This is a genomic window from Streptomyces sp. NBC_00090 (assembly GCF_045160815.1).
Taxonomy (GTDB): Bacteria; Actinomycetota; Actinomycetes; order Streptomycetales; family Streptomycetaceae; genus Streptomyces.
Genome location: NZ_CP108224.1, coordinates 2,022,579 through 2,042,541 on the forward strand (window position 1 = coordinate 2,022,579; position 19,963 = coordinate 2,042,541).

Sequence of the window (19,963 nt, forward strand, 5' to 3'; positions counted from 1 at the left end):
GCCCCCACCCCGCGGGAAAATGGGAGGCGGCGGCGCACCCTCCGCCCGTAGCGTGCGGGCACATGACTGTGATCGTCCGTGATGTACGGGCCGAGGACGCCGAGGGTTTCGCCCGGGTCCGTCGCGCCGCCGTCCCCTTCATGCTCGTGACCGCCGAGCAGCTCGCGTTCGACTGGGCGCACGCCCATCCCGACGGCCATGTGCGTCCGCTGGTCGCGGTGACCGAGGACGGGTTGATCATCGGGACGGCCCAGGTACGGATCGCCCATGACGCGCCGGAGCCGGGCATCGGCTCCGTCAACGTGTACGTGGACCCGGCGTACCAGGGGCGCGGGGCCGGGACGCCGCTGCTGCGCGCCGCCGAGGAGCACCTCGCGGAGCAGGGCGCGCGGACCCTGTACAGCTGGGTCATGGACACGCCGGAGGACCGCGCGTGGGCCGAGCGGCGCGGCTACGCCCCCAGCCGTTCCGCCCACTTCCTCCGCCTCGACCTGACGACGGCCGAACTGCCGCCGCTCCAGGAGCCGCCGGCCGGTGTCGAACTGCTGCCGGCCGAGGACTTCGCGGCCGATCCGCGGCCGATCTTCGAGCTGGACGCGGTGACGACCGCCGACGAGCCGAGCGACGTGGGGGCCTCGCTGGACGACTACGCGCACTGGCGGGAGACCACCTGGAACCATCCCCTCCACGACCGGGCACTGACGACGGTCGCGGTGGTGGACGGGGTGCCCGCCGCGTTCAGCGCGGCGCAGACGGACGGGCTCGGCCGGTACAACTCGGGAATGACGGGTACGGCGCCCGCCTTCCGTGGCCGCGGGCTCGCGAAGCTCGCCAAGAACGCGTCCCTGCACCGGGCCCGCGCCGCGGGGTGCACGGAGGCGTTCACGAGCAACGACGCCGGCAACGAACCGATGCTGGCGATCAACAAGTGGTTCGGTTACGAGATCGGCGCGGTGGAGGTACGGCATGTCCGGACGATCGGTTGAGATCACCCTGGTGAAGGCGGGGCGGACGAAGATCCGCTATCCGGCGGAGGTCCTCACGGAGGAGGGCGGCCGGCTCTCGGTCCGCGCCCCGTGGGCGGCCGAGGGGGTGCGGGACTTCGGCTTCGTACGGTTCGAGCCGGGTGACGTCTTCGTGGAGCACTACTGGCCCGACCGCTGGTACACGGTCAAGGAGGTGTGGACCGGCGACGGCACCCTCAAGGGCTGGTACTGCGACATCACCCGGCCCGCCGAGATCGACGGGGGCGGGGTGGTCGTCGAGGACCTGGACCTGGACCTGTGGGTCTCCGCGGACGGCAGTGAGGTGCTGCGGCTCGACGAGGACGAGTTCGCGGCGAGCGGCCTGGCCGCCTCCGACCCCGAGGCGGCGGCCCGCGCGGTCGTGGCCCTCGACGAGCTCGAAGCACTCGGCCGGGAGGGCCTGCTGGACCTGCTGCGCTGACACCGCTCCGTGCGGGGCACGGACGACCACTTCCCCGACATGGCGCCACTGGCGACACCAGCGGCGCCACGAATGGCTCGCGATGGCGCCATACATGTGCCATGATGGCACCACGAGCCGCGCACTCCTCTGCCCCACAGGCCTGAGGGGTGCGCGTCTCACGGGGAGCGAGCCATCAAAAGGGGCGGATCATGGAGACAGCACAGCACCAGGATCAGACGGCGCCCGGCGCCTCCGCCGCCTTCGCCCGCTACGTGCTCTGCGGCGGCGGGGTGGGGCTCACCGCCGGCTTCGCCGTGGCAGCCCTGGCCTCCTGGATTCCCTGGGCCCTGGCCAACGCCCTGGTCAGCGTGGTCTCCACACTCCTCGCCACCGAGCTGCACGCCCGCTTCACCTTCGGCGCGGGCGGGCGCGCCACCTGGCGCCAGCACGCCCAGTCGGCCGGGTCCGCGGCGGCCGCGTACGTGGTGACCTGTGCGGCGATGTTCGCCCTGCAGCAGCTGGTGGCGTCACCCGGCGCGGTGCTCGAACAGGTCGTCTACCTGTCCGCCTCCGCACTCGCCGGAGTCGCGCGCTTCGCGGTCCTGCGCCTCGTCGTGTTCGCGCGGAACCGCTCGCGGGCCGCGGCCCCCCTCGGCACCGCTCGCCCTGTGCACACGAGCGTGGCCCGCGCCTCGCTCCCGGCCGACCCCGCGACGCTCTGCCGCGCCGCCTGACGTGCGCCTGCCCGCAGCACCCGGCGCGCGGGCCGGCCGGACGAAGCTCCCTGGGGCGTGTGTCGAAAGTAGCGCCGGACTTTCGACACACGCCCTAGTACAGCTCGACGTCCGACTCCTCCACGGCGAGGAAGCCGGGCGTCGGCAGCCCCATCCCGCCGGCCGTGAGCTGCATGAGGGTGGCCTCGACCCGGGCCGCGCCCGGCTTGTAGGCCGGGTCCTTCACCACCGAGCTGTTGACCCACTCGTGGACCTGTCCGTCGCAGACGGCCCGGCTGCCGCCGATTCCGGCGGAACGGTTCCCCTGGACGAGGGTGGAGCTGACGAAGACGGGGCCCGCGCTGTCGTCGAGGCAGCGGTACGTACCGGAGAGGGTGACCGTGCTGTCGGCGGCGACGGTTCCGTATCCGTCGACGGAGAGGCCGTCGGGCCCTCCCGCGTGGGCGAGGGGGGCGACGGCGGCGGCGAGCAGGGCGCCTGCGGCGAGGGCGATTCGGGCGCGCATGAGCGGGGTCCCTTCGGGGTGTGGGGGATGGTGCTGCCCGCCAGGGATACCGGATCAAGCCTCTCGATGTCCGAAACTCACTCCATCGGGGGCGAGTTGAGGCGCTTTCGGTACTGGATACGATCGTACGGTCCGTCCGCGCGGCGCTCGACGGCCTCGTAGCCGTACCGCTCGTACAGCTTCTGGTGATGGAAGGCCGCGTCGATCACGGCCTTCACCGCGGGCACGTCGGCGGCGACCGCCGGACGGATCACGATGTCTGTCAGACCGTCACGCGACGGCGGCTCGTGATCACCTTCCTCAGCAGCGGCCAGGCGAGCAGGATCACGACGACCGCGTACACGGTGATCGCGAACGGGGTGTTCACCAGGCCCGTCAGCGACCCGTCACTGATCTGGAGGGCGCGGCGCAGCTGCTGTTCGGCGGCCGGGCCGAGGATGACGCCGATGACGGCCGGCAGCACCGGAAGGCCGTAGCGCCGCATCCCGAGGCCGATGAGCCCGATGACGAGCAGGATGACCAGGTCGAGCGCCTCGCCGCCCACCGCGTACGCGCCGACGGCGGCGAAGAAGAGGATGCCGGCGTAGAGGTACGGGCGCGGGATGCGCAGCAGTTTCGCCCAGACGGGCGCGAGCGGCAGGTTGAGGGCGAGCAGCAGCACCATGCCGACGAAGAGCGAGGCGATCAGGCCCCACACCAGCTCGGGTTCCCGCTCGAACAGCAGAGGGCCGGGCTGGATGCCGTACTGCTGGAAGGCGGCGAGCATCACGGCGGCGACGGCGGTCGTCGGCAGGCCGAGGGTGAGCATCGAGACGAGCGTCCCGGCGGCGGAGGCGGAGGCCGCCGACTCGGGTCCGGACACCCCCTCGATCGCGCCCTTGCCGAACTGGTCCTTGTGCTTCGAGAGCCGCTTCTCCGTCACGTACGACAGGAAGGTCGGGATCTCGGCGCCGCCGGCCGGGATGGCGCCGAGCGGGAAGCCGATCAGCGGGCCGCGCAGCCAGGACTTCCAGGTCCGCTTCACATCGTCCCTGCCCAGCCAGGGCCGCCCGACGGGGATGGCCTCGCCCGCCGTGCGCCGCAGGTGCGCGGCGACCCACAGGGCCTCGCCGATCGCGAAGAGACCGACCGCGACGATGACCACGTCGACGCCGTCGGCGAGCTGGAGCGAGCCGAAGGTGAGGCGCTGCTGCCCGGTCATCTGGTCGAGGCCGACCAGGCCGATCGTCAGGCCGATGAGGAGGGAGGCGAGACCGCGGATGCGGGAGGAGCCCAGGACGGAGGTGACCGCGATGAAGGCGAGGACCATGAGGGCGAAGTAGTCCGGGGCGCCGATGTCGACGGCGAGCGCGGCGACGGTCGGGGCGAGGACGACGAGCAGGATCGTGCCGATCATGCCGCCGGCGAAGTGGCCGATGGCGGCCGCGGCGAGCGCCTGCGCGCCTCGGCCCGCCTTGGCCATCGGATTGCCCTCGATGGCGGCGACGACGGCGGCGCTCTCGCCGGGGGTGTTGAGCAGGATCGAGGTGGTGGAGCCGCCGAACATGGCGCCGTAGTAGATCCCGGCGAACATGATGAAGGCGCCGGTCGGTTCGAGTCCGTAGGTCACCGGGAGCAGCAGGGCGACGGCCATGGCGGGGCCGATGCCGGGCAGGACGCCGATGGCGGTGCCGAGGAGCACGCCGACGGCGGCCCACAGCAGGTTCATCGGGGTGAGGGCGGTCCCGAAGCCGTCCATGAGGGAGTACAGGGAATCCATGGATCAGATCACTCCCATCAGCGGGCCGCCGGGCAGCGGAACGCCGAGCAGCTTGTCGAAGACGGCGTAGGTGAGGAGGGAGAGGCCGGCCGCGATCAGCGGGTCGCGGTGGAGGTGGCGGCTGCCGAGGGCGTAGGCCGCTCCCCAGAAGAGGAGGGCGCCGGCGACGGGGAAGCCGAGGGGGCCGATGAGGACGGCGAAGGCGAGGAAGACTCCGGCGAGGAGCAGGACCGTACGCCAGTCGGCGGGCTCGGACAGGTCGACGTCCTCGCCCGCCTCGGCCTCGCCGCGGCCGCCGCGCAGGACGTCGACGGTGAGGAGGCCGGCGACGACGAGCAGGCCGCAGCCGACGACGAGGGGGACGGTGGCGGGGCCGACGGGGCCGCGGCCGGTGACATCGGTGGAGAGGGTGAGGGCGTCGGTGAGGACGAGGACGCCGAGGAGGAAGAGGAGGACGCCGACGCCGAGCTCGGAGCGCTCGCGCAGCCAGTTCTTCACGGAGGTGTTCGCGGTCACAGGCCGAGCTCCTTGAGGACGGAGGCGACGCGCCGGTCCTGTGCGGTGAGGAAGTCGCCGAACTCCTCGCCGGGCAGGAAGGCGTCGTTCCAGCCGTGGGTCTTCAGGGACTCGCGCCACTGCGGCGAGCCGTGCAGCTCGGTGACGAGGCCGACGAGCTTCTCGCGCTCGGCGTCGGAGAGGCCGGGCGGGGCGACGATGCCGCGCCAGTTGGTGAACTCGGTGTCGAGGCCGGCTTCGCGGAGCGTGGGGGCGTCGAGGCCGGGGACCCGCTTCGGGCCGGTGACGGCGAGGAGGCGGAGCTCGCCGGCCTTGATCTGGTCGAGGTACTCGCCGACGCCGGAGACGCCGAAGCCGACCTTGTTGCCGAGGATGGAGGCGAGGAGTTCGCCGCCGCCGTCGAAGGGGACGTAGTTGACGTCCTTCGGGGCGATCCCGGCGGCCTGGGCCATCAGCATCGGGGCGAGGTGGTCGGGCCCGCCGGGCGAGGAGCCGCCGCCGACCGGCAGCTTGCCGGGGTCCTTCTTCCAGGCGGTGAGGAGGTCCTGGATCGTCTTGTACGGGGAGTCCTTGCCGACCACGACGATGTCCTGCTCCTCGGTGAGCCGGGCGATCGGGGTGGTGTCGGCAAGGGTCCTCGCGGTCTTGTTGGTGTGGACGGCGCCGACGACGCCGAGCCCCATGGACATGGCGAGGCGGCCGTTGCCGCGTTCGCCGACGAGCCGGGTGAGGCCGACGGTGCCGCCCGCGCCGGGCAGGTTGAAGACCTCGATGTCGCCGGTGAGGCCCGCCTCCTCGGCGTTCTTGGCCGCGGTACGGGCGGTGATGTCGTATCCGCCGCCGGGGGTGTTCGGGACCATGAAGCGCAGGCCGGGTATCTGCGTGCCGGTGTCGGAGCCGCTGCCGCTGGTGAGCAGCGGCGGACCGACGAGCACCAGCAGCGCCGACCCGAGGAGAGCCAGGGGGGTGCGCAACCGCACGTGTGCCACCTCTCAGATAGGAGGGAAACGGGGGTGTGAGGTGGCCCACATGTTGCACGTACGTGAAGAAGCTGTCTCTCTTCCGCAATCAACGGACGTTGTGGTCGTTGTGGTCGGGACCTACCGTGACGGCGTGACGAAAGTGCTGGTCGTGGACGACGACTTCATGGTCGCCAAGCTGCACTGCCGCTATGTGTCGGCGGTGGAGGGCTTCTCGGTGTCCGGGGTCGCCCACAGCGGCGCCGAGGCACTGCGCGCGGCCGAGCGGCTCCGGCCCGACCTGGTCCTGCTCGACGTCTTCCTGCCGGACATGGACGGGATCAGCGTGCTGCGGGAGCTGCGGGCCGCCGGTCTGGGCATGGACGCGCTCTTCATCACGGCGGCGCGGGACGTGGACACGATCCGCTCGGCGCTGCGCGCCGGGGCGCTGCACTATCTGATCAAGCCGTTCAGCCAGGCGGCGCTGCACGAGCAGCTGCGCCACGTGGCCTCGCTGCGCAACCGCCTCGACGACCTCGCCGAGGCCCGCCAGGAGGACGTGGACCAGATCTTCGGCACCCGCCCGCGGGGCTCCCGCGAACTTCCGAAGGGCCTCGCCGCCCACACGGCCGACCTGGTCGACTCGGTCCTCCGCGCCCACCCGGAGGGCCTCTCGGCGACGGAGTGCGCGGAGGCCGGCTCCCTGTCCCGGGTGAGCGCCCGCCGCTACCTGGAGTACTTCGCCCAGACGGGCCGCGCGGAGATCACGCTGCGGTACGGAGGCACGGGCCGCCCGGAACGCCGCTACCGACGGCTGGGCTGACTTTTCTCAGGGGCTTCTTACGCGCGCCTTAAAGCGATCCTAAGGATCGCCGTCTCGCCCTCTCCAGGGGCTTCTTCACGGTTCCGGGCGGCTAGCTTGCTGGCAACCCCCCACACCCACCCTCGTGAAGGAGCTCTCCCCCCATGACTTCTCGCCGTACGGCCGCGGCCGTCACCGTCACCGCACTGCTCGGTCTGTCAGGGCTCGCCTCCGGGCCCGCGTTCGCGCACGGGTCGATGACGGATCCGGTGAGCCGGGTCTCGGCCTGTTACGCGGAGGGGCCCGAGGCGCCGAAGTCGGCCGCCTGCAAGGCCGCGGTGGCGGCGAGTGGGGCGCAGGCGTTCTACGACTGGAACGCGGTGAACATCGCCAACGCCGCCGGGAAGCACCGGGAGCTCATCCCGGACGGCAAGCTGTGCAGCGCCGGCAACGACAAGTACCGGGGGCTCGACCTGGCGCGGGCCGACTGGCCCGCCAGCCGGCTGGACTCCGGGGCCCACACCTTCCGTTACAAGGGGACCGCCCCGCACAGGGGCTCGTTCGAGCTGTACGTGACGAAGGACGGGTACGACCCTTCGAAGCCGCTCTCGTGGTCGGACCTGGAGGAGAAGCCGTTCGCGACGGTGACCGACCCGCGGATGGAGAACGGCGACTACGTCTTCGAGGGGACGGTTCCGAAGAAGTCCGGCCGGCACCTGATCTACTCGATCTGGCAGCGGTCCGACTCCCCCGAGGCGTTCTACACCTGCTCGGACGTGGTCTTCGGGGCGGAGACCGGTGGTGCCGCTCCGGCGCCGACCGCTTCCGCGCCGAGCGAGGAGCAGATCGAGGACGGGCAGGACGAGTCCTCCGTCGAGCACGGTGGGCACGGGGACGCCGATCCGGCGACGGGTGCGGAGGAGACGGCGGCCGCTCCTGAGCCCACCCGGCCGGCGGAGGCGACGGCCACCGGGACCGAGGCCGAGGCCGAGGCCGGAAGCGAGCCCTCGGCCGAGGCCTCCAACGCGCCTGTTCCGGCTACCGGTTCCGGTTCCGACTCCGGGGAGCTCCTCGCCGAGACCGGGGGCGACGCCACCACCCCGTATCTCGCGGTCGGTGGCGCCGCCGTGCTCGCGCTCGGTGCGGCCGTGCTCTTCGGGACGGCCCGGCGGCGCCGGACCCACCGCTAGGGCGTGTGTCGAAAGTAGCGCCGTCTGCCCGAAGGGCAGGCCCGGCGGTGTCCGGTGCGTGCGATCGCAAGGCGGAGGGTCGCCCCGATACTGGATGTATCGGAGCGATCCCGACAACGCGGCGAGCGTGCGTGCCGGGCGCCGCCGGGCAGGCGGGACTTTCGACACACGCCCTAGGTCAGGGGCGGGGCGTCGGCGACCGGTCAACGGCCGCCGACGTCCGGCCGGGGGTCAGATGCCGCAGCTGGAGGCGGACCAGAAGCGACTGCTGCGGTGGTCCACGTGGGTGTGGTCGCCGTGCCCGGGGTAGCCGGGTCCGAGGATGCCGTTGAAACCGTGGTTGCGGGCCTGCTGGGCGAGGCGGCACAGCGAGTGGGGTCCGGAGCCGAGGTCGGCCGCGTCTCCGTACAGGTGACGGCTCGACGAGGCTCCGCCGGCCGCGTCGTTGCAGGCCTGGCTGCGGAAACCGCTGGTGACCCGGATGGACTGGTCACCGAGTGCGTGGCGGAGGGCCTCCAGCTTCCACATCGTGCGCAGCGCGTTGGCCTTGGCGGTGGTCGCGCTCACCGCGCCGCCCGCCCAGGTGGTGTTGCAGTTGTTCAGCTCGGCGTAGGAGAAGTGGAGCGGTGTGCAGTCGTCGTCCTGAAGGCTGTAGATCTTGCTGAAGGTCGCGGGGCCCGCGACACCGTCGACGGCCAGTCCGTAGGCGGCCTGGAAGCGCTTGACGGCCGCGGCGGTCGCGGGGCCGTAGGCTCCGTCGATCGCGAGCACCGCGCCGTAGCCGGGGTAGCCGGCCACACGGATCTGCAGTTGCGTCACATCGGAGCCGGAGGCTCCCTCGGAGAGGGTGCGCGACCAGGTGTAGCAGCCGTCCGCGTGGGCGGTGCCGGCGGTCGCCACCACTCCGCCCACCACGGAAGCCATGAGCATGACAATCGAGAGAAGAAGGCGTACGGGCTTGGAATGTGCGGTACGTCGGGGCATCGAGCCTCCATTGCCTCACAAGACCGGGGGTGACCCGTGAAATCGGGCCACCCCCGAGACTGGCCGCCGCGTCGACGCGCGTCAACCACGCCTGGCGAGCGTCATTTGTCGGCCCAATGACGGGACCGGCCGACTCCGGCCCTAGCCGATCACCGAGAGACAGGTGGTCGGGGTCGCGTGGGCCGGGTCGAGGGCGTTGGCCACCTCGTGGAAGGTGACCCGGTCCACCGTGCCGATCGCCACGTGCTCGGAGAGGTCGAGCGCGCACTTGTCCTGGATGAGGACGTTGGTGACGTTCGGGCCGGACAGGAACTGCGAACGGTACGGCGTGACCACCTCGTCGTACTGGGTCGCGATCACGTGGTAGCGGACCCCGGGAACGGTGTCGCCGCCCTCGTTGAGCTTGGTGATGAACGGCGAGCCGGCGATCTGGTCGGCGAGGCCCGGGGGCGTGGCGCTGATCAGGTCCTCGGCGCCGGGGAAGTACGACAGGAGCTTGGTGAGGCCGAGGAGGGTGGTGCCGTGGTTGTCGGGGGCGATCCCGACGAGCGCGTTCACCTTCGCGGCCCCGCCGAGGAACTTGAGGTACCAGCGGGGCATCATGCCGCCCTGCGAGTGTCCGACGAGGTCCGCCTCGGGGGCGCCGGTCGCGGCGAGCACCCGGTCGACGTACGCGTCGAGCTGCTCGGCGGACTTCGCGATGGGGCCGAGGCCGTGGAAGAAGGGCACGTTCGGCAGTTGGCCGTAGTCGAGCGAGAAGACGCAGTATCCGCGGTTGACCAGGTACGGCGCGAGGACGAGCCAGTTGTCGACGGAGTTCCCGAAGGTGCCGTGGACGAGGACGACCGGGCGGGGGTGCGCGGCGGAGGGCTTGCAGGAGAAGTCGTTCCAGCCACGACTGGAGGTGACGGTCTCCGTCTGGGCCGAGGCGGTGGCGGTGGGGGCGAGCGTGGCGGCGGCGGTCAGCAGCAGGACGGACAGCGCTCTGACGGCGTGCTTCCAGGACTTTCGGGGCAGCATCGGGCGATCTCCTTGCGGCTCAAGGGGATGGTGGGGGTGCTGTGCCCTGCGGTCCGGACCACAAGTGGGGATGCGCGGTGGGGATGCGCTTCAGCCAAGCTACGCACGGGTAGCCTTGGCTGGGAAGTTACGCGTCGGTAAAAAGTGATGTGTCGTCACGCCGGCGCGAGACGAAGGGACTTCAGGGCCGCCAGTGAGCCCGGCAGCACCGCTCTCGGCCCGAACTTCGCCCGCGCCCGGTCCGCGATCGCTTCGATCAGCCGCGCCTTCTCGTCCGCCGGGTCCAGGGACAGCTGGTGCGCGGCCCCCTCGGCGTCCGTCAGCCCCTCGGCGCGCAGCGCGATCCCCCGCACCCGGGCCCGCTGGAGGCCGAGGGCGTCGTGGAGCGCGTACGCGAGGGAGGTGAGCGACGCCGAGTGGGCGGTCGGTTCGGGCAGGGTACGGCTCCGGGTCGTCGTGGTCCGGTCCGCGTACCGCACGGTGATCGCGAGCGAGCGGCACACCCGCCCCTCCGTCCGGAACCGGGCGCCGAGTTCGCCGGCGAGCGAGAGGAGTGCTCTGCGCTGCTCCGCCCGGTCGATCTCGTCGTACGGGAAGGAGCGCTCGGCCGCCACCGAGAGGGAGACCGCGTTCGGGACGACGGGGGCGCGGTCGATGCCCCGGGCCCGTTCCCACAGCTCGCGGCCGGTCTTCGCGCCGACGAGCCGCTGGAGCACGGCGAGCGGCGCGTCGGCGACCCGGCCGACGGAGTCCAGTCCGTAGCCGCAGAGGGTACGCGCGGTGGCGCGGCCGATGCCGTCGAGCGCGACGACCGGCCGGTCGCGCAGGAAGGCGGCCGGGTCCTCGACGACCAGGGTGACGCCGGGGCGGGCCTCACGGGCCGCCATCCGGGCCAGCATCGGGTTGGGCCCGGCGCCGATGACGCAGTCGACGCCGTACAGGGCGAGCGCCCTGACCCGGATCACCGAGGCGAGTTCGGCCGGGCTCCGGTCGAAGTAGCGCAGCGCGCCGGTCACGTCGGCGAGCGCCTCGCAGGGCGGGGCGGTCTCGACGTTCGGGGTGAACTCGCCGAGCAGTTCGACGAGTCGGGGAAGCAGGACTTCCCACATCGGTTCGAGGCGGAAGCGTACGCAGAGGATCATCCGGCGCTCCCCGGGCTGCTGTGCCAGAGCTTCCTGGGCGGTGTCGCCGCGCCTTCGCCGGCCGGCTTCAGGTCCGCCCAGGGGTTCATCTCGTATCCGGTCTCCATCCTGATGCGGCGGCCGCTGTCACCGTTCCCGGAGACCGCGCCCGGCTCCGAGGTCCGCTCCCCGACCGGCCCCGCGACCGGCCCCGCGAGGCGGGCCCCCACCGCGTCCAGACCGCCGGACGCCCGCAGTTCGACCAGTTCGGCGAGGTTCCAGGCGGCCGAGCCGACCACGCTGAGGCTGCGCGGGCCGCGCCGCTGCACCACGCCCCGGACCAGGAGCAGCCAGGAGTGGAAGACGGTGTGGGCGCAGCGCTCGTGGGCGTCGTCGAAGAAGGCGAGGTCGACCAGGCCCGTACCGTCGTCGAGCGTGCTGAAGATGACCCGCTTCCCGGAGCGGATCGGCGGGGTCTGGGTGGCGGCCTTGGCGCCCGCGACCAGGACGGTCCGGCCGTGAGGGGTGTCGCGCAGCCGTTGGGCCGAGACGACGCCGAGTTCGCGAAGGAAGGCGTGGTGGTCGTCCATGAGGTGGCGGGAGGCGTCCATGCCGAGGATGCCGAGCTCGGCGCTGAGGCGTTCCGTGTCGTCGAGGTCGGGCAGGCCGACGGGTGCGGTCTTCCCGCCCCGGGCGAGCGGGAGTTGGCCGCCGTGGGAGGCGGCCCCCCGGTGGATGCGCCGGAGTTCGGTCAGATGGAGCAGCAGGTCGCGGCGGTTGGCGCCGAAGGCGTCCAGCGCGCCGACCTGGGCGAGCCGTTCGGCGACGGGTGTGCGCGGACGGGCCCGCTCCCAGAAGTCGAGCAGGGAGGCGTACGGCTGTCCGGCCTCGATCCGGGCGCTCTCGGTCTCGCCGATGCCGTGGACGTCCGCGAGACCGAGCCGGAGCCCCCACACCCCCGGGGCGGCGGACCCCACCGGAGCATCGGACACCCCCGGGACGGACCCGACCGGAGCATCGGACACCGCCGAAATATCGGACACCAGTTCGATACGGTGAGCGACCGCCGAGCGGTTCACGTCCAGCGGCAGCACCGGCACCCCGCGCCGCCGCGCGTCCGCGAGCAGCAGCCGCTTGGGGTACATGCCGGGGTCGTGGGTGAGCAGCCCCGCGTAGAAGGCCGCCGGGTGGTGCGCCTTGAGCCAGGCCGACTGGTACGTCGGCACGGCGAAGGCCACCGCGTGCGCCTTGCAGAAGCCGTACGAGCCGAAGGCCTCCACGATCTCCCAGGTGTGGGCGGCGACTTCGGCGCCGTACCCCCGCGCCGAGGCCCGCTGCGCGAACCAGGCCTTGATCCGCCCCTGCGACTCCGGGTCCGAGAGCCCGCGCCGCACCTGGTCGGCCTCGTCGCGGCGGCAGCCGGTCATGATCCGCACGATCTCGATGATCTGCTCGTGGAAGACGACCACGCCGTACGTCTCCCGCAGCGGCCCCTCCAGGTCGGGGTGCGGATAGCGGACCGGGGCACGGCCGTGCCGGGCCTCGATGAAGGGGCGGACCATGTCGGCGGCGACCGGTCCCGGCCGGAAGAGCGAGATGTCGACGACGAGGTCGTGGAAGTCGGCGGGCTGGAGCCGGCCGACGAGGTCGCGCTGGCCCGGCGACTCGATCTGGAAGCAGCCGAGGGTCTCGGTGGAGCGGATGAGCCGGTACGTCTCGGGGTCGCCCTCCGGGATCGCGTCGATGTCCGGCCGGGTGCCGGTGGCGCGCTCGACCTCGGCGACGGCGTGGGCCATCGCGGACTGCATGCGCACGCCGAGGACGTCGAGCTTGAGCAGCCCGAGGTCCTCCACGTCCTCCTTGTCGAACTGGGACATGGGGAATCCCTCGCCGCTGGTGGGGACCACGGGGGTACGGGTGAGCAGCGAGGCGTCCGAGAGCAGCACCCCACAGGGGTGCATGGCGGTTCCGCGCGGCAGGGCGTCGAGCGCCTCGACCAGCTCCCAGAGACGGCTGTACCTCCCCCGCTCCCCCGCGAGTTCGCGCAGCTCGGGCAGTTCGTCGAGGGCTGCGAGCGCGTCCCGGGCGCGGATGTGCGGGAAGGCCTTGGCGATCCGGTCGATCTCGGTCGGGTCGAGGGAGAGGGCCGCGCCGACGTCCCGTACCGCGTGGCGGACCCGGTAGGTCTCGGGCATGGCGACGGTGGCGACCCGCTCGGTGCCGAAGCGGTCGATGATCGCCCGGTACACCTCCAGACGGCGGGCGGACTCCACGTCGACGTCGATGTCGGGCAGGACGGTGCGGCGCTTGGACAGGAAGCGCTCCATCAGCAGACCGTGCTCGACCGGGTCGGCGTGGGCGATGCCGAGGAGGTGGTTGACGAGGGAGCCGGCGCCGGAGCCCCGGGCGGCGACCCGTATCCCCATGTCCCGTACGTCGTCGACGACCCGGGCGACCGTCAGGAAGTAGGTGGCGAAGCCGTGGTGGGCGATGACGTCCAGCTCGCGGTGCATCCGGTCCCAGTAGGCGCGCCGCTTCTCGTACCCCTTCAGGACCATGCCGGCGGCGGCCCGGGAGGCGAGGACGCGCTGGGCGGTACGGTGCTCCGCGCCGACGAGGTACGGCTCCGGGAAGTGCGCGGAGCCGATGCCGAGGTCGTCCTCGGGGTCGACCAGGCAGTCGGCGGCGACCGCCGCGGTCTGTTCGAGCAGCCGGTGGGCGGCGTCCCGGCGGAAGCCCGCGGCCTCGACGATCCGCTCGGCGGCGGCCGGCATGTCGTCGGCGCCCTTGAGCCAGGCCTCTCCGCTGTCGAGCTCCTTGCGGGGGTCGACGGGGACGAGGCGGCGGGCGGAGTCGAGGACGTCGGCGACCGGCCCCTGGCCGGGGTCGGCGTAGCGGACGGCGTTGGTAAGGACGGGCCGTACGCCCTGCGCGGCGGCGAAGCCGACGGTGCGGGCGGCGAGCCGCAGGGATCCGGGGCCGGCGCCGGTACGGCCGTGGTGGACGGCTTCCAGGCGCAGCGCGTCGCCGTACCGCTCGCGCCAGGGGGCGAGCAGTCGGGCGGCCCGGTCGGGGCGGCCGGCGGCGAGGGCGCGGCCGACGTCGGACGCGGGGCCGAGCAGCACGGTCAGGCCCTCGTCGCGCAGGTCGGTCCAGGCCGCCAGGGGGCTCCCGCCGCCGGCGGCATGGGCGGCGGTGATCATCGCGCAGAGGGAGGCCCAGCCGGCGCGGGAGCGGGCGAGGAAGACGGCGCGGGGCGCGGACTCGTCGACGAAGGAGCCGCCGCGCACGGGCACCCGCCGGGCGGAGCCCTGGTCGGGGACGGGTCCGGGGGCCTCGTGGGCCCCGTACGCGAGGTCCACGCCGAACAGGGGGCGGACGCCCTCCTTCGCGCACGCCTTCGCGAAGCGGATCGCGCCCGCGAGCGTGTCGCGGTCGGTCAGGGCGAGCGCGTCCATGCCCCGCTCGGCGGCGCGCAGGGCCAGCCGTTCGGGGTGCGAGGCCCCGTAGCGCGGGGAGAAGCCCGACGCGGTGTGCAGGTGCGTGAATTCCGGCATGGCGCACCTCCCGCACTCCCGCATCGAATTCGTACATACGTTCCCACCCCCTCGCTCCCACCCTAACCCATTTCGAACGCCTGTACGATAACCTGTACGGGTGGCACTCCCCGGCACCTCCCCGGCACCCTCACGACACCCCGCGCCACCCCCGCGACACCCCCCGCCGACCCCACGGTCAGCCATTCGGCCCATCCCACCTGCGAAGACACCCGCCGCCCCGGAGCCTGGGGGGCATGAGTCTCGTCGATGAGCTGAAAAGCGCCGTCACCCCCCGAGCCGCCCTGCTCGTCATCGGCGTCTTCGCCCTCCAGCTCCTGTTCATCACCTCGTACGTCGGGGCCCTGCACCACCCGAAGCCGACGGACGTGCCCTTCGGCGTCGTCGCGCCGCAGCAGGTCTCCGCCCAGCTCGTCGGGCAGCTGGAGAAGCTCCCCGGCGCGCCGCTCGATCCCCGGGCCGTCGCCGACGAGGCCGAGGCGCGGAAGCAGATCATGAACCGGGACATCGACGGGGCCCTCCTCGTCGACCCGACCGGCCGCACCGACACCCTGCTCGTCGCCTCCGGCGGCGGCACCGTGCTCTCCGCCGCCCTGGAGACGATCCTCACCACGGTGGAGGCGACCCAGCAGCGCACCGTGCGGACGGTCGACGTCGCCCCCGCGTCGCCGGAGGACTTCGACGGGCTCTCCGCCTTCTACCTCGTCGTCGGCTGGTGCGTCGGCGGCTACATCTGCGCCGCGATCCTGGCGATCAGCGCGGGCTCCCGGCCCGCGAACCGGGAACGCGCGATCATCCGCCTCGGCGTCCTGGCGATCTACGCGGCCCTCGGCGGTCTCGGCGGCGCGATCATCGTCGGCCCCATCCTGGGCGCCCTGCCCGGCAGCGTCGCGGCCCTGTGGGGCCTGGGCACCCTGGTGGTCTTCGCCGTCGGCGCGGCCACCCTCGCCCTGCAGTCGGTCTTCGGGATCGTCGGCATCGGCCTGGCGATCCTCCTCATCGTGGTCGCGGGCAACCCGAGCGCGGGCGGCGCCTTCCCGCTGCCGATGCTGCCCCCGTTCTGGAAGGCGATCGGCCCCGCCCTGCCGCCGGGCGCGGGCACCTGGGCGGCACGCTCGATCGCGTACTTCAAGGGCAACGACATGACCGCCTCGATGCTGGTCCTCTCGGCCTGGGCGGTCGTCGGCACCGTCGTCACCCTGGTGATGTCCTCGCTGAAGCGCAAGCCCGAGTCGGAGCCGATCGCGGAGGAGCCGGGCGAGGTCCGCCCCTGACGACCCGCCCGCACGAGAAGGCCCCCGGCGTGCGCGCCGGGGGCCTTCTCGTCGCCTAGTAGACGCTGACCCCGTACGCGCTCAGCGCCTCCGTCACCGGCTGGAAGAAGGTCGTCCCGCCCGAGGAGCAGTTGCCGCTGCCGCCCGAGGTGAGGCCGATGGCCCGGCTGCCGGAGTAGAGCGGGCCGCCGGAGTCACCCGGCTCGGCGCAGACGTTCGTGCGGATCATGCCGTAGACGATGTCCCCGCCGCCGTAGTTCACGGTGGCGTTGAGACCGGTCACCGAGCCGCTGTGGGTGCCGGTGGTGGAGCCCCGGCGGGTGACCGACATGCCGACCGTCGCGTTGGCGGCGCTGGTGATGTCCACGCTGCCGACGGTGCCGGACTTGGTGACCGTGCTGTTGGTGTAGCGGACGATGCCGTAGTCGTTGTTCGGGAAGCTCGACCCGGCCGTGGAGCCGAGGACGGTCGTGTGCGAGGAGTTGGAGTACCAGGTGCCCGCGCCGTCGGTGCAGTGACCGGCGGTGAGGAAGTAGTAGGCGCCCGCGCTGTCCCGGACGTTGAAGCCCAGGGAGCAGCGCCAGCCGGCGTCGGCGTAGGTCGCGTCGCCGCCGGAGATCAGCTTGGTGAACGTGCCGGGGGTCCGCTCGACCCGGATCGCGCCGGCGTTGGCCCCGGCCTGCCGCTTGATCTTCGCGATCTCGGCGGGGGTGACCGTGGAGTCGGCGGTGACGACGACCGCGCCGGTGGCGCTGTCGACGTGCCAGGCGGTGCCCGCCACGTCGGCGGCGAGCACGGCGTCGCTCGCCGCCGAGAGCTGGGTGGCTCCGAAGGTCTGCGCGGAGTCGGCGCTCGCGGTGGGGACGGCGAGCGCCGCGGCGGCGGCGAGACCGGCGGCGACGGCGAGCATCCGGGTCGTTCTCGTGGGGGTGGTGCGCATGGTCCTCACTTCTCGTTCCTCCTGGGGGGAATCGGGGGCCGGCCGTGGGGTGACGGGCCCGTGAGGCGCGGCCTGAGGCCGGCGCTGAGGGGGAGTGTCGGGCCGTACGACTTCACGCCGCAAGGGCGCCTTTCGGTCGTACGGCCTTCAACGGGCGCTGTTCCTTGGGGTGTTCGAGGGCGGGGGCGGTTCACTTCACCGCAGTCCGGTTCGCCTCACCGCAGTTCACCGCACCGCGGTTCAGCCCAGCTCGGCTCGGCTCAGTAGAGGCTGACCTTGTACTTGGCGAGGGCCTCCGGCACCGGCTGGTAGAAGGTCGTGCCGCCGGTGGAACAGTTGCCGCTGCCGCCGGAGGTGAGGCCGAGCGCCTTGGTGCCGTCGTAGAGCGCCCCGCCGGAGTCGCCGGGCTCGGCGCAGACGTTGGTCTGGATCATGCCGCGTACGGTGCCGCCGCCGGAGTAGTGGACGGTGGCGTCGAGGCCGGTGACCGTGCCGCTGCGGGTGCCCGTGGTGGAGCCGGAGCGCTTGACGGGCTCGCCCACGTAGGCGTCGGCGGCGGTGAAGCCGCCGGTGTGGGCGAGCGAGGCGTTGTCGTAGCGGACGAGCGCGTAGTCGTTGCCGGGGAAGCTGGAGCCCACCGTGGCACCGATCAGGGTGGACTGCGCCGAGTTGGCGTACCAGGTCTTCACGACGTTGCCGCAGTGACCGGCGGTGAGGAAGTAGTACGTGCTGCCGCTGCGTACGTTGAAGCCGAGCGAGCAGCGGTAGCCGCTGCCGTAGATGGCATCGCCCGCGCCGAGCAGGGGCTTGAAGACGCCGGGGGTGCGCTGGACGTGGAGGGCTCCGGCGTCGGCTCCGGCCGCCGCGCGGATCTTCGCGATCCCCGCGTCGGTGACGGTGGCGTCGGCGGTGACGACGACCCGGCCCGCCGCTCTGTCGACGTACCAGGCGGTGCCGCCGACCCCGGCGGCGTCGACGGCCGCGTCGGCGCGGGCGAGCCGCTCCGCTCCGGCCGGGCCGGGGGCGGGGGCGGCCTGGGCGCCGGGGAGTCCGATGGCCGTCGCGGCGGCGAGCCCCGCGACGAGGGCGAGCAGTCGGGTGCTTGTGATCCTCACTGTGCTCCTCACAGTTCTCCTTCTGGGAAAAACGGAGGGGCCCGTGGGTAGGGGCCCGTGAGGCGCCATCAGGTGACGTGTCCCTGACATGCACCGCCAGTGATAGTGGCCCCCATGGAGCGGACGCACAAGACCGCATGACGAACGGGCGCCCCCGGCCGTCATGGCCGGGGGCGCCCTTCGTCCCGTACGTCCTGCGGAAACCCCTGCTCAGGAGGGGCTCAGTCGCCGCTCCCCCGCCGGGACCGCGGTGTCGAGCGTGTTCCCGGGCGGCGGGAACGGGCAGATGAAGTGGTCGGCGAAGGCGCACGGCGGCAGCAGCGCGCGGTTGAAGTCCACCGTCACCGAGCCGTCCGCCGCCGGAGCCGGCGGCCGCAGGAAACGGAAGCGGTAGCTGTCCCGGCCGCTGGTGGCGTCCGCGAAGACCGCCCACAGCGAGCCGTCCTCCTCGACGGCCACCTGGAGGGTGTGCTCGCCGCCGTGCAGCTCGAAGGACAGCTCCCCGGCGAGCCCGAGACCGCGCTCCCTGCCGTCGGCGTTCTCGACCCGCACGCTGCGCGTCTCCTCGTACGGACGGAAGACACCGGGCACCACCCAACGCTCGTCGTACGGGGTGGCCTCGATGCCCGCGAAGGAGCGGCGCGCCGCCGAATCGGGGTCGAAGTCCCGTACCGCCCAGAGCCCTTCACGCCGCAGGACCACGAGCCGCCGGCCGGCCGACTCGACCCGGGACTCGTGGATCGGGGCGTGGTCGGCGGTGAGCCGGACCGTGCCGATCAGGGGCTTGCCGTCGACGGTGATCGCGTCCTCGGCGCCCGCCGTCAGGACCACCTCGCCGTCGTCCGCCCGCCACTCACCGGGAACGTCCGGAATTCGACCCTCCGGGTGATCCGAGAGCCAGTGGGTGCCGGTGAGGGAGAGCGGGCCGTACGAGGAGGCGACCGCGGCCTCGCGCTGCTCGTGCCAGTGCTGCCAGTCCTGCCAGTCCTGCTGGGGATCCGTGCTCATGGTGTTCCACCTTTTCATACGGGCTCCGCGAGCCCGAGGCGCGGCGTGGGTCAGTTCTTGGTGCGGGGCAGACCGGGCGGGTTGATCTCCGACTTCTCGACGGCCTCGCTCTCCAGCCCCCAGCGCTTGAGGACCTCGGCGTAGGTGCCGTTCTCGATGATGTGGTCGATCGCCGCCGCGTAGGCGGCGACGAGCCCGCTGTCCTTCTTCGTGGTGGCCGCGATCTTGCCCTGGAGCCCGGCGCCCGCGCCGGAGAACGTGCCGACGGCCTCGGTCTGGCCGGCCGAGGCCACGTGGTACGCGACGGTGGGGTTGGGACCGAGGTACCCGTCGATCCGCCTGGACTGGAGGGCCAGGTAGTAGTCGCTGGTGTTCTGGAAGTACTTGATGTCGACGCCCTTGCGGCCCGCCTTCTCGTTCTGCTCGGACCAGTCGACGAGGATCTTCTCCTGGTTGGTGCCGGAGCCCACGGCGATGGTCTTCCCCGACACGTCCTCGGGGCCCTTCACCGTCCAGCCGGAGCCCTTCTTCGCCTCGAAGGCGAGGTCGTCGAGGCGGTAGGTGGCGAAGTCGTACTTGTCCTTGCGCTCCTCCGTCACGGTGACGTTGGAGAAGACGGCGTCGTACTTGCCGCTGTCGAGGCCGACGAAGAGGTTCTCCCAGGAGACCGGGTTGAACTCGGGCTTCAGGCCCAGGGTGTCGGCGACCAGGGTCGCGAGGTCGAGCTCGACGCCGATCAGTGTCTTGTCGTCGGTGGCGCGGAAGGCGAGCGGCGGATTACTGCTCGCGGAGACGCCGAGGATGAGCGTGCCTCTCTTGCGGGCGGCCTCGGGCACCTTGGCGGCGATGGCGTCGACCTTGGCCGTGTGGACGCGGTTCTGGTTCGGGCCCACGTTGATGCCGTTGTCCTTCTGCCCCTCGGGCTTGACCACGCCGGTGGCGGCCTCGCCCGAACCGCAGGCGGTGAGCACCCCGAGGGCGGTGAGCGAGGCGAGGGCGGTGAGGAGGGTGCGGCGGGAGTTCATGACGGTGCTCCTGTGCGTGTGCGTGT

19 protein-coding genes are annotated in these 19,963 nt (G+C 72.4%); 6 read left to right on the plus strand and 13 right to left on the minus strand.

Annotation, left to right across the window (positions count from 1 at the left end):
• The first annotated feature begins 62 nt into the window (after window positions 1-62).
• From OG361_RS08875 to OG361_RS08885, 3 genes are all read left to right on the plus strand, one after another.
• Window positions 63-986: a GNAT family N-acetyltransferase gene (locus OG361_RS08875; RefSeq protein ID WP_405852790.1), complete on the plus strand. Its 924-nt coding sequence runs from the start codon at window positions 63-65 to the stop codon at window positions 984-986.
• Entirely contained in the window at window positions 967-1,446 is a 480-nt protein-coding gene (locus tag OG361_RS08880; protein ID WP_405852791.1) for a DUF402 domain-containing protein, read from the plus strand. The genes OG361_RS08875 and OG361_RS08880 overlap by 20 nt, the downstream gene beginning before the upstream one ends.
• A 191-nt stretch (window positions 1,447-1,637) precedes the next feature.
• Entirely contained in the window at window positions 1,638-2,162 is a 525-nt protein-coding gene (locus OG361_RS08885) for a hypothetical protein (protein WP_405852792.1), read from the plus strand.
• A 94-nt stretch (window positions 2,163-2,256) separates the two neighbouring features.
• Here the strand turns inward: OG361_RS08885 and OG361_RS08890 are convergent, their stop codons facing one another.
• From OG361_RS08890 to OG361_RS08910, 5 genes are all read right to left on the minus strand, one after another.
• Window positions 2,257-2,667, minus strand: coding sequence for a DUF6299 family protein (locus OG361_RS08890; RefSeq protein WP_405852793.1), 411 nt, complete (start codon window positions 2,665-2,667; stop codon window positions 2,257-2,259).
• A 77-nt stretch (window positions 2,668-2,744) separates the two neighbouring features.
• Window positions 2,745-2,921 (minus strand): hypothetical protein, encoded by a 177-nt coding sequence (locus OG361_RS08895; protein WP_405852794.1) that lies wholly within the window; start codon window positions 2,919-2,921, stop codon window positions 2,745-2,747.
• Window positions 2,922-2,929: 8 nt separating this feature from the next.
• The gene (locus tag OG361_RS08900; protein WP_405852795.1) at window positions 2,930-4,426 is read right to left on the minus strand and encodes a tripartite tricarboxylate transporter permease; all 1,497 of its coding nucleotides are present in this window, start codon (window positions 4,424-4,426) and stop codon (window positions 2,930-2,932) included.
• A 3-nt stretch (window positions 4,427-4,429) separates the two neighbouring features.
• Window positions 4,430-4,942 (minus strand): tripartite tricarboxylate transporter TctB family protein, encoded by a 513-nt coding sequence (locus OG361_RS08905; RefSeq protein ID WP_405852796.1) that lies wholly within the window; start codon window positions 4,940-4,942, stop codon window positions 4,430-4,432.
• A complete protein-coding gene (locus OG361_RS08910) occupies window positions 4,939-5,922 on the minus strand; it encodes a Bug family tripartite tricarboxylate transporter substrate binding protein (protein ID WP_405852797.1) in 984 nt (327 codons plus the stop codon). The genes OG361_RS08905 and OG361_RS08910 overlap by 4 nt, the downstream gene beginning before the upstream one ends.
• A 133-nt stretch (window positions 5,923-6,055) precedes the next feature.
• Between OG361_RS08910 and OG361_RS08915 the strand changes: the two genes are divergently transcribed.
• Entirely contained in the window at window positions 6,056-6,724 is a 669-nt protein-coding gene (locus OG361_RS08915) for a response regulator (protein ID WP_405852799.1), read from the plus strand.
• A 143-nt stretch (window positions 6,725-6,867) separates the two neighbouring features.
• Window positions 6,868-7,893 carry a lytic polysaccharide monooxygenase gene (locus tag OG361_RS08920; RefSeq protein ID WP_405852800.1) on the plus strand — a complete coding sequence of 342 codons (1,026 nt, stop codon included), beginning with the start codon at window positions 6,868-6,870 and terminating at the stop codon, window positions 7,891-7,893.
• Window positions 7,894-8,124: 231 nt separating this feature from the next.
• Here OG361_RS08920 and OG361_RS08925 read toward each other — a convergent pair whose 3' ends face one another.
• The 4 genes from OG361_RS08925 to OG361_RS08940 form a co-directional block, all read right to left on the minus strand.
• Window positions 8,125-8,877 (minus strand): D-Ala-D-Ala carboxypeptidase family metallohydrolase, encoded by a 753-nt coding sequence (locus tag OG361_RS08925; RefSeq protein ID WP_405852801.1) that lies wholly within the window; start codon window positions 8,875-8,877, stop codon window positions 8,125-8,127.
• Between the two features lie 141 nt (window positions 8,878-9,018).
• A complete protein-coding gene (locus OG361_RS08930; RefSeq protein ID WP_405852802.1) occupies window positions 9,019-9,897 on the minus strand; it encodes an esterase/lipase family protein in 879 nt (292 codons plus the stop codon).
• A gap of 155 nt (window positions 9,898-10,052) precedes the next feature.
• Entirely contained in the window at window positions 10,053-11,039 is a 987-nt protein-coding gene (locus tag OG361_RS08935; protein WP_405852803.1) for a DNA polymerase thumb domain-containing protein, read from the minus strand.
• Window positions 11,036-14,575 carry a DNA polymerase III subunit alpha gene (locus OG361_RS08940; RefSeq protein WP_405852804.1) on the minus strand — a complete coding sequence of 1,180 codons (3,540 nt, stop codon included), beginning with the start codon at window positions 14,573-14,575 and terminating at the stop codon, window positions 11,036-11,038. Before OG361_RS08940 ends, OG361_RS08935 begins: the two co-directional genes overlap by 4 nt.
• Window positions 14,576-14,811: 236 nt before the next feature.
• Here OG361_RS08940 and OG361_RS08945 point away from each other — a divergent pair, with 236 nt between their 5' ends.
• Complete coding sequence (locus OG361_RS08945) at window positions 14,812-15,849, plus strand: DUF3533 domain-containing protein (protein ID WP_405852805.1); 1,038 nt, start codon at window positions 14,812-14,814, stop codon at window positions 15,847-15,849.
• A 55-nt stretch (window positions 15,850-15,904) separates the two neighbouring features.
• Here the strand turns inward: OG361_RS08945 and OG361_RS08950 are convergent, their stop codons facing one another.
• The 4 genes from OG361_RS08950 to OG361_RS08965 all read right to left on the minus strand — a co-directional run bounded on the left by OG361_RS08950 (window position 15,905) and on the right by OG361_RS08965 (window position 19,937).
• Window positions 15,905-16,789: a S1 family peptidase gene (locus tag OG361_RS08950; RefSeq protein WP_405852806.1), complete on the minus strand. Its 885-nt coding sequence runs from the start codon at window positions 16,787-16,789 to the stop codon at window positions 15,905-15,907.
• A gap of 260 nt (window positions 16,790-17,049) precedes the next feature.
• Window positions 17,050-17,904, minus strand: coding sequence for a S1 family peptidase (locus tag OG361_RS08955; protein WP_405852807.1), 855 nt, complete (start codon window positions 17,902-17,904; stop codon window positions 17,050-17,052).
• Window positions 17,905-18,114: 210 nt separating this feature from the next.
• Window positions 18,115-18,912 carry a DUF1684 domain-containing protein gene (locus tag OG361_RS08960; protein ID WP_405852808.1) on the minus strand — a complete coding sequence of 266 codons (798 nt, stop codon included), beginning with the start codon at window positions 18,910-18,912 and terminating at the stop codon, window positions 18,115-18,117.
• Window positions 18,913-18,962: 50 nt separating this feature from the next.
• Window positions 18,963-19,937: an ABC transporter substrate-binding protein gene (locus tag OG361_RS08965; RefSeq protein ID WP_405852809.1), complete on the minus strand. Its 975-nt coding sequence runs from the start codon at window positions 19,935-19,937 to the stop codon at window positions 18,963-18,965.
• Between the last annotated feature and the right edge of the window lie 26 nt (window positions 19,938-19,963).

Excerpts from the sequence above, each read along its gene's own strand:
- OG361_RS08875 (WP_405852790.1), top strand. The coding sequence starts at position 63 with ATGACTGTGATCGTCCGTGATGTACGGGCCGAGGACGCCGAGGGTTTC.
- OG361_RS08880 (WP_405852791.1), top strand. The coding sequence starts at position 967 with ATGTCCGGACGATCGGTTGAGATCACCCTGGTGAAGGCGGGGCGGACG.
- OG361_RS08885 (WP_405852792.1), top strand. The coding sequence starts at position 1,638 with ATGGAGACAGCACAGCACCAGGATCAGACGGCGCCCGGCGCCTCCGCC.
- OG361_RS08890 (WP_405852793.1), bottom strand. The coding sequence starts at position 2,667 with ATGCGCGCCCGAATCGCCCTCGCCGCAGGCGCCCTGCTCGCCGCCGCC.
- OG361_RS08900 (WP_405852795.1), bottom strand. The coding sequence starts at position 4,426 with ATGGATTCCCTGTACTCCCTCATGGACGGCTTCGGGACCGCCCTCACC.
- OG361_RS08920 (WP_405852800.1), top strand. The coding sequence starts at position 6,868 with ATGACTTCTCGCCGTACGGCCGCGGCCGTCACCGTCACCGCACTGCTC.
- OG361_RS08925 (WP_405852801.1), bottom strand. The coding sequence starts at position 8,877 with ATGCCCCGACGTACCGCACATTCCAAGCCCGTACGCCTTCTTCTCTCG.
- OG361_RS08930 (WP_405852802.1), bottom strand. The coding sequence starts at position 9,897 with ATGCTGCCCCGAAAGTCCTGGAAGCACGCCGTCAGAGCGCTGTCCGTC.
- OG361_RS08935 (WP_405852803.1), bottom strand. The coding sequence starts at position 11,039 with ATGATCCTCTGCGTACGCTTCCGCCTCGAACCGATGTGGGAAGTCCTG.
- OG361_RS08940 (WP_405852804.1), bottom strand. The coding sequence starts at position 14,575 with ATGCCGGAATTCACGCACCTGCACACCGCGTCGGGCTTCTCCCCGCGC.
- OG361_RS08945 (WP_405852805.1), top strand. The coding sequence starts at position 14,812 with ATGAGTCTCGTCGATGAGCTGAAAAGCGCCGTCACCCCCCGAGCCGCC.
- OG361_RS08950 (WP_405852806.1), bottom strand. The coding sequence starts at position 16,789 with ATGCGCACCACCCCCACGAGAACGACCCGGATGCTCGCCGTCGCCGCC.
- OG361_RS08960 (WP_405852808.1), bottom strand. The coding sequence starts at position 18,912 with ATGAGCACGGATCCCCAGCAGGACTGGCAGGACTGGCAGCACTGGCAC.
- OG361_RS08965 (WP_405852809.1), bottom strand. The coding sequence starts at position 19,937 with ATGAACTCCCGCCGCACCCTCCTCACCGCCCTCGCCTCGCTCACCGCC.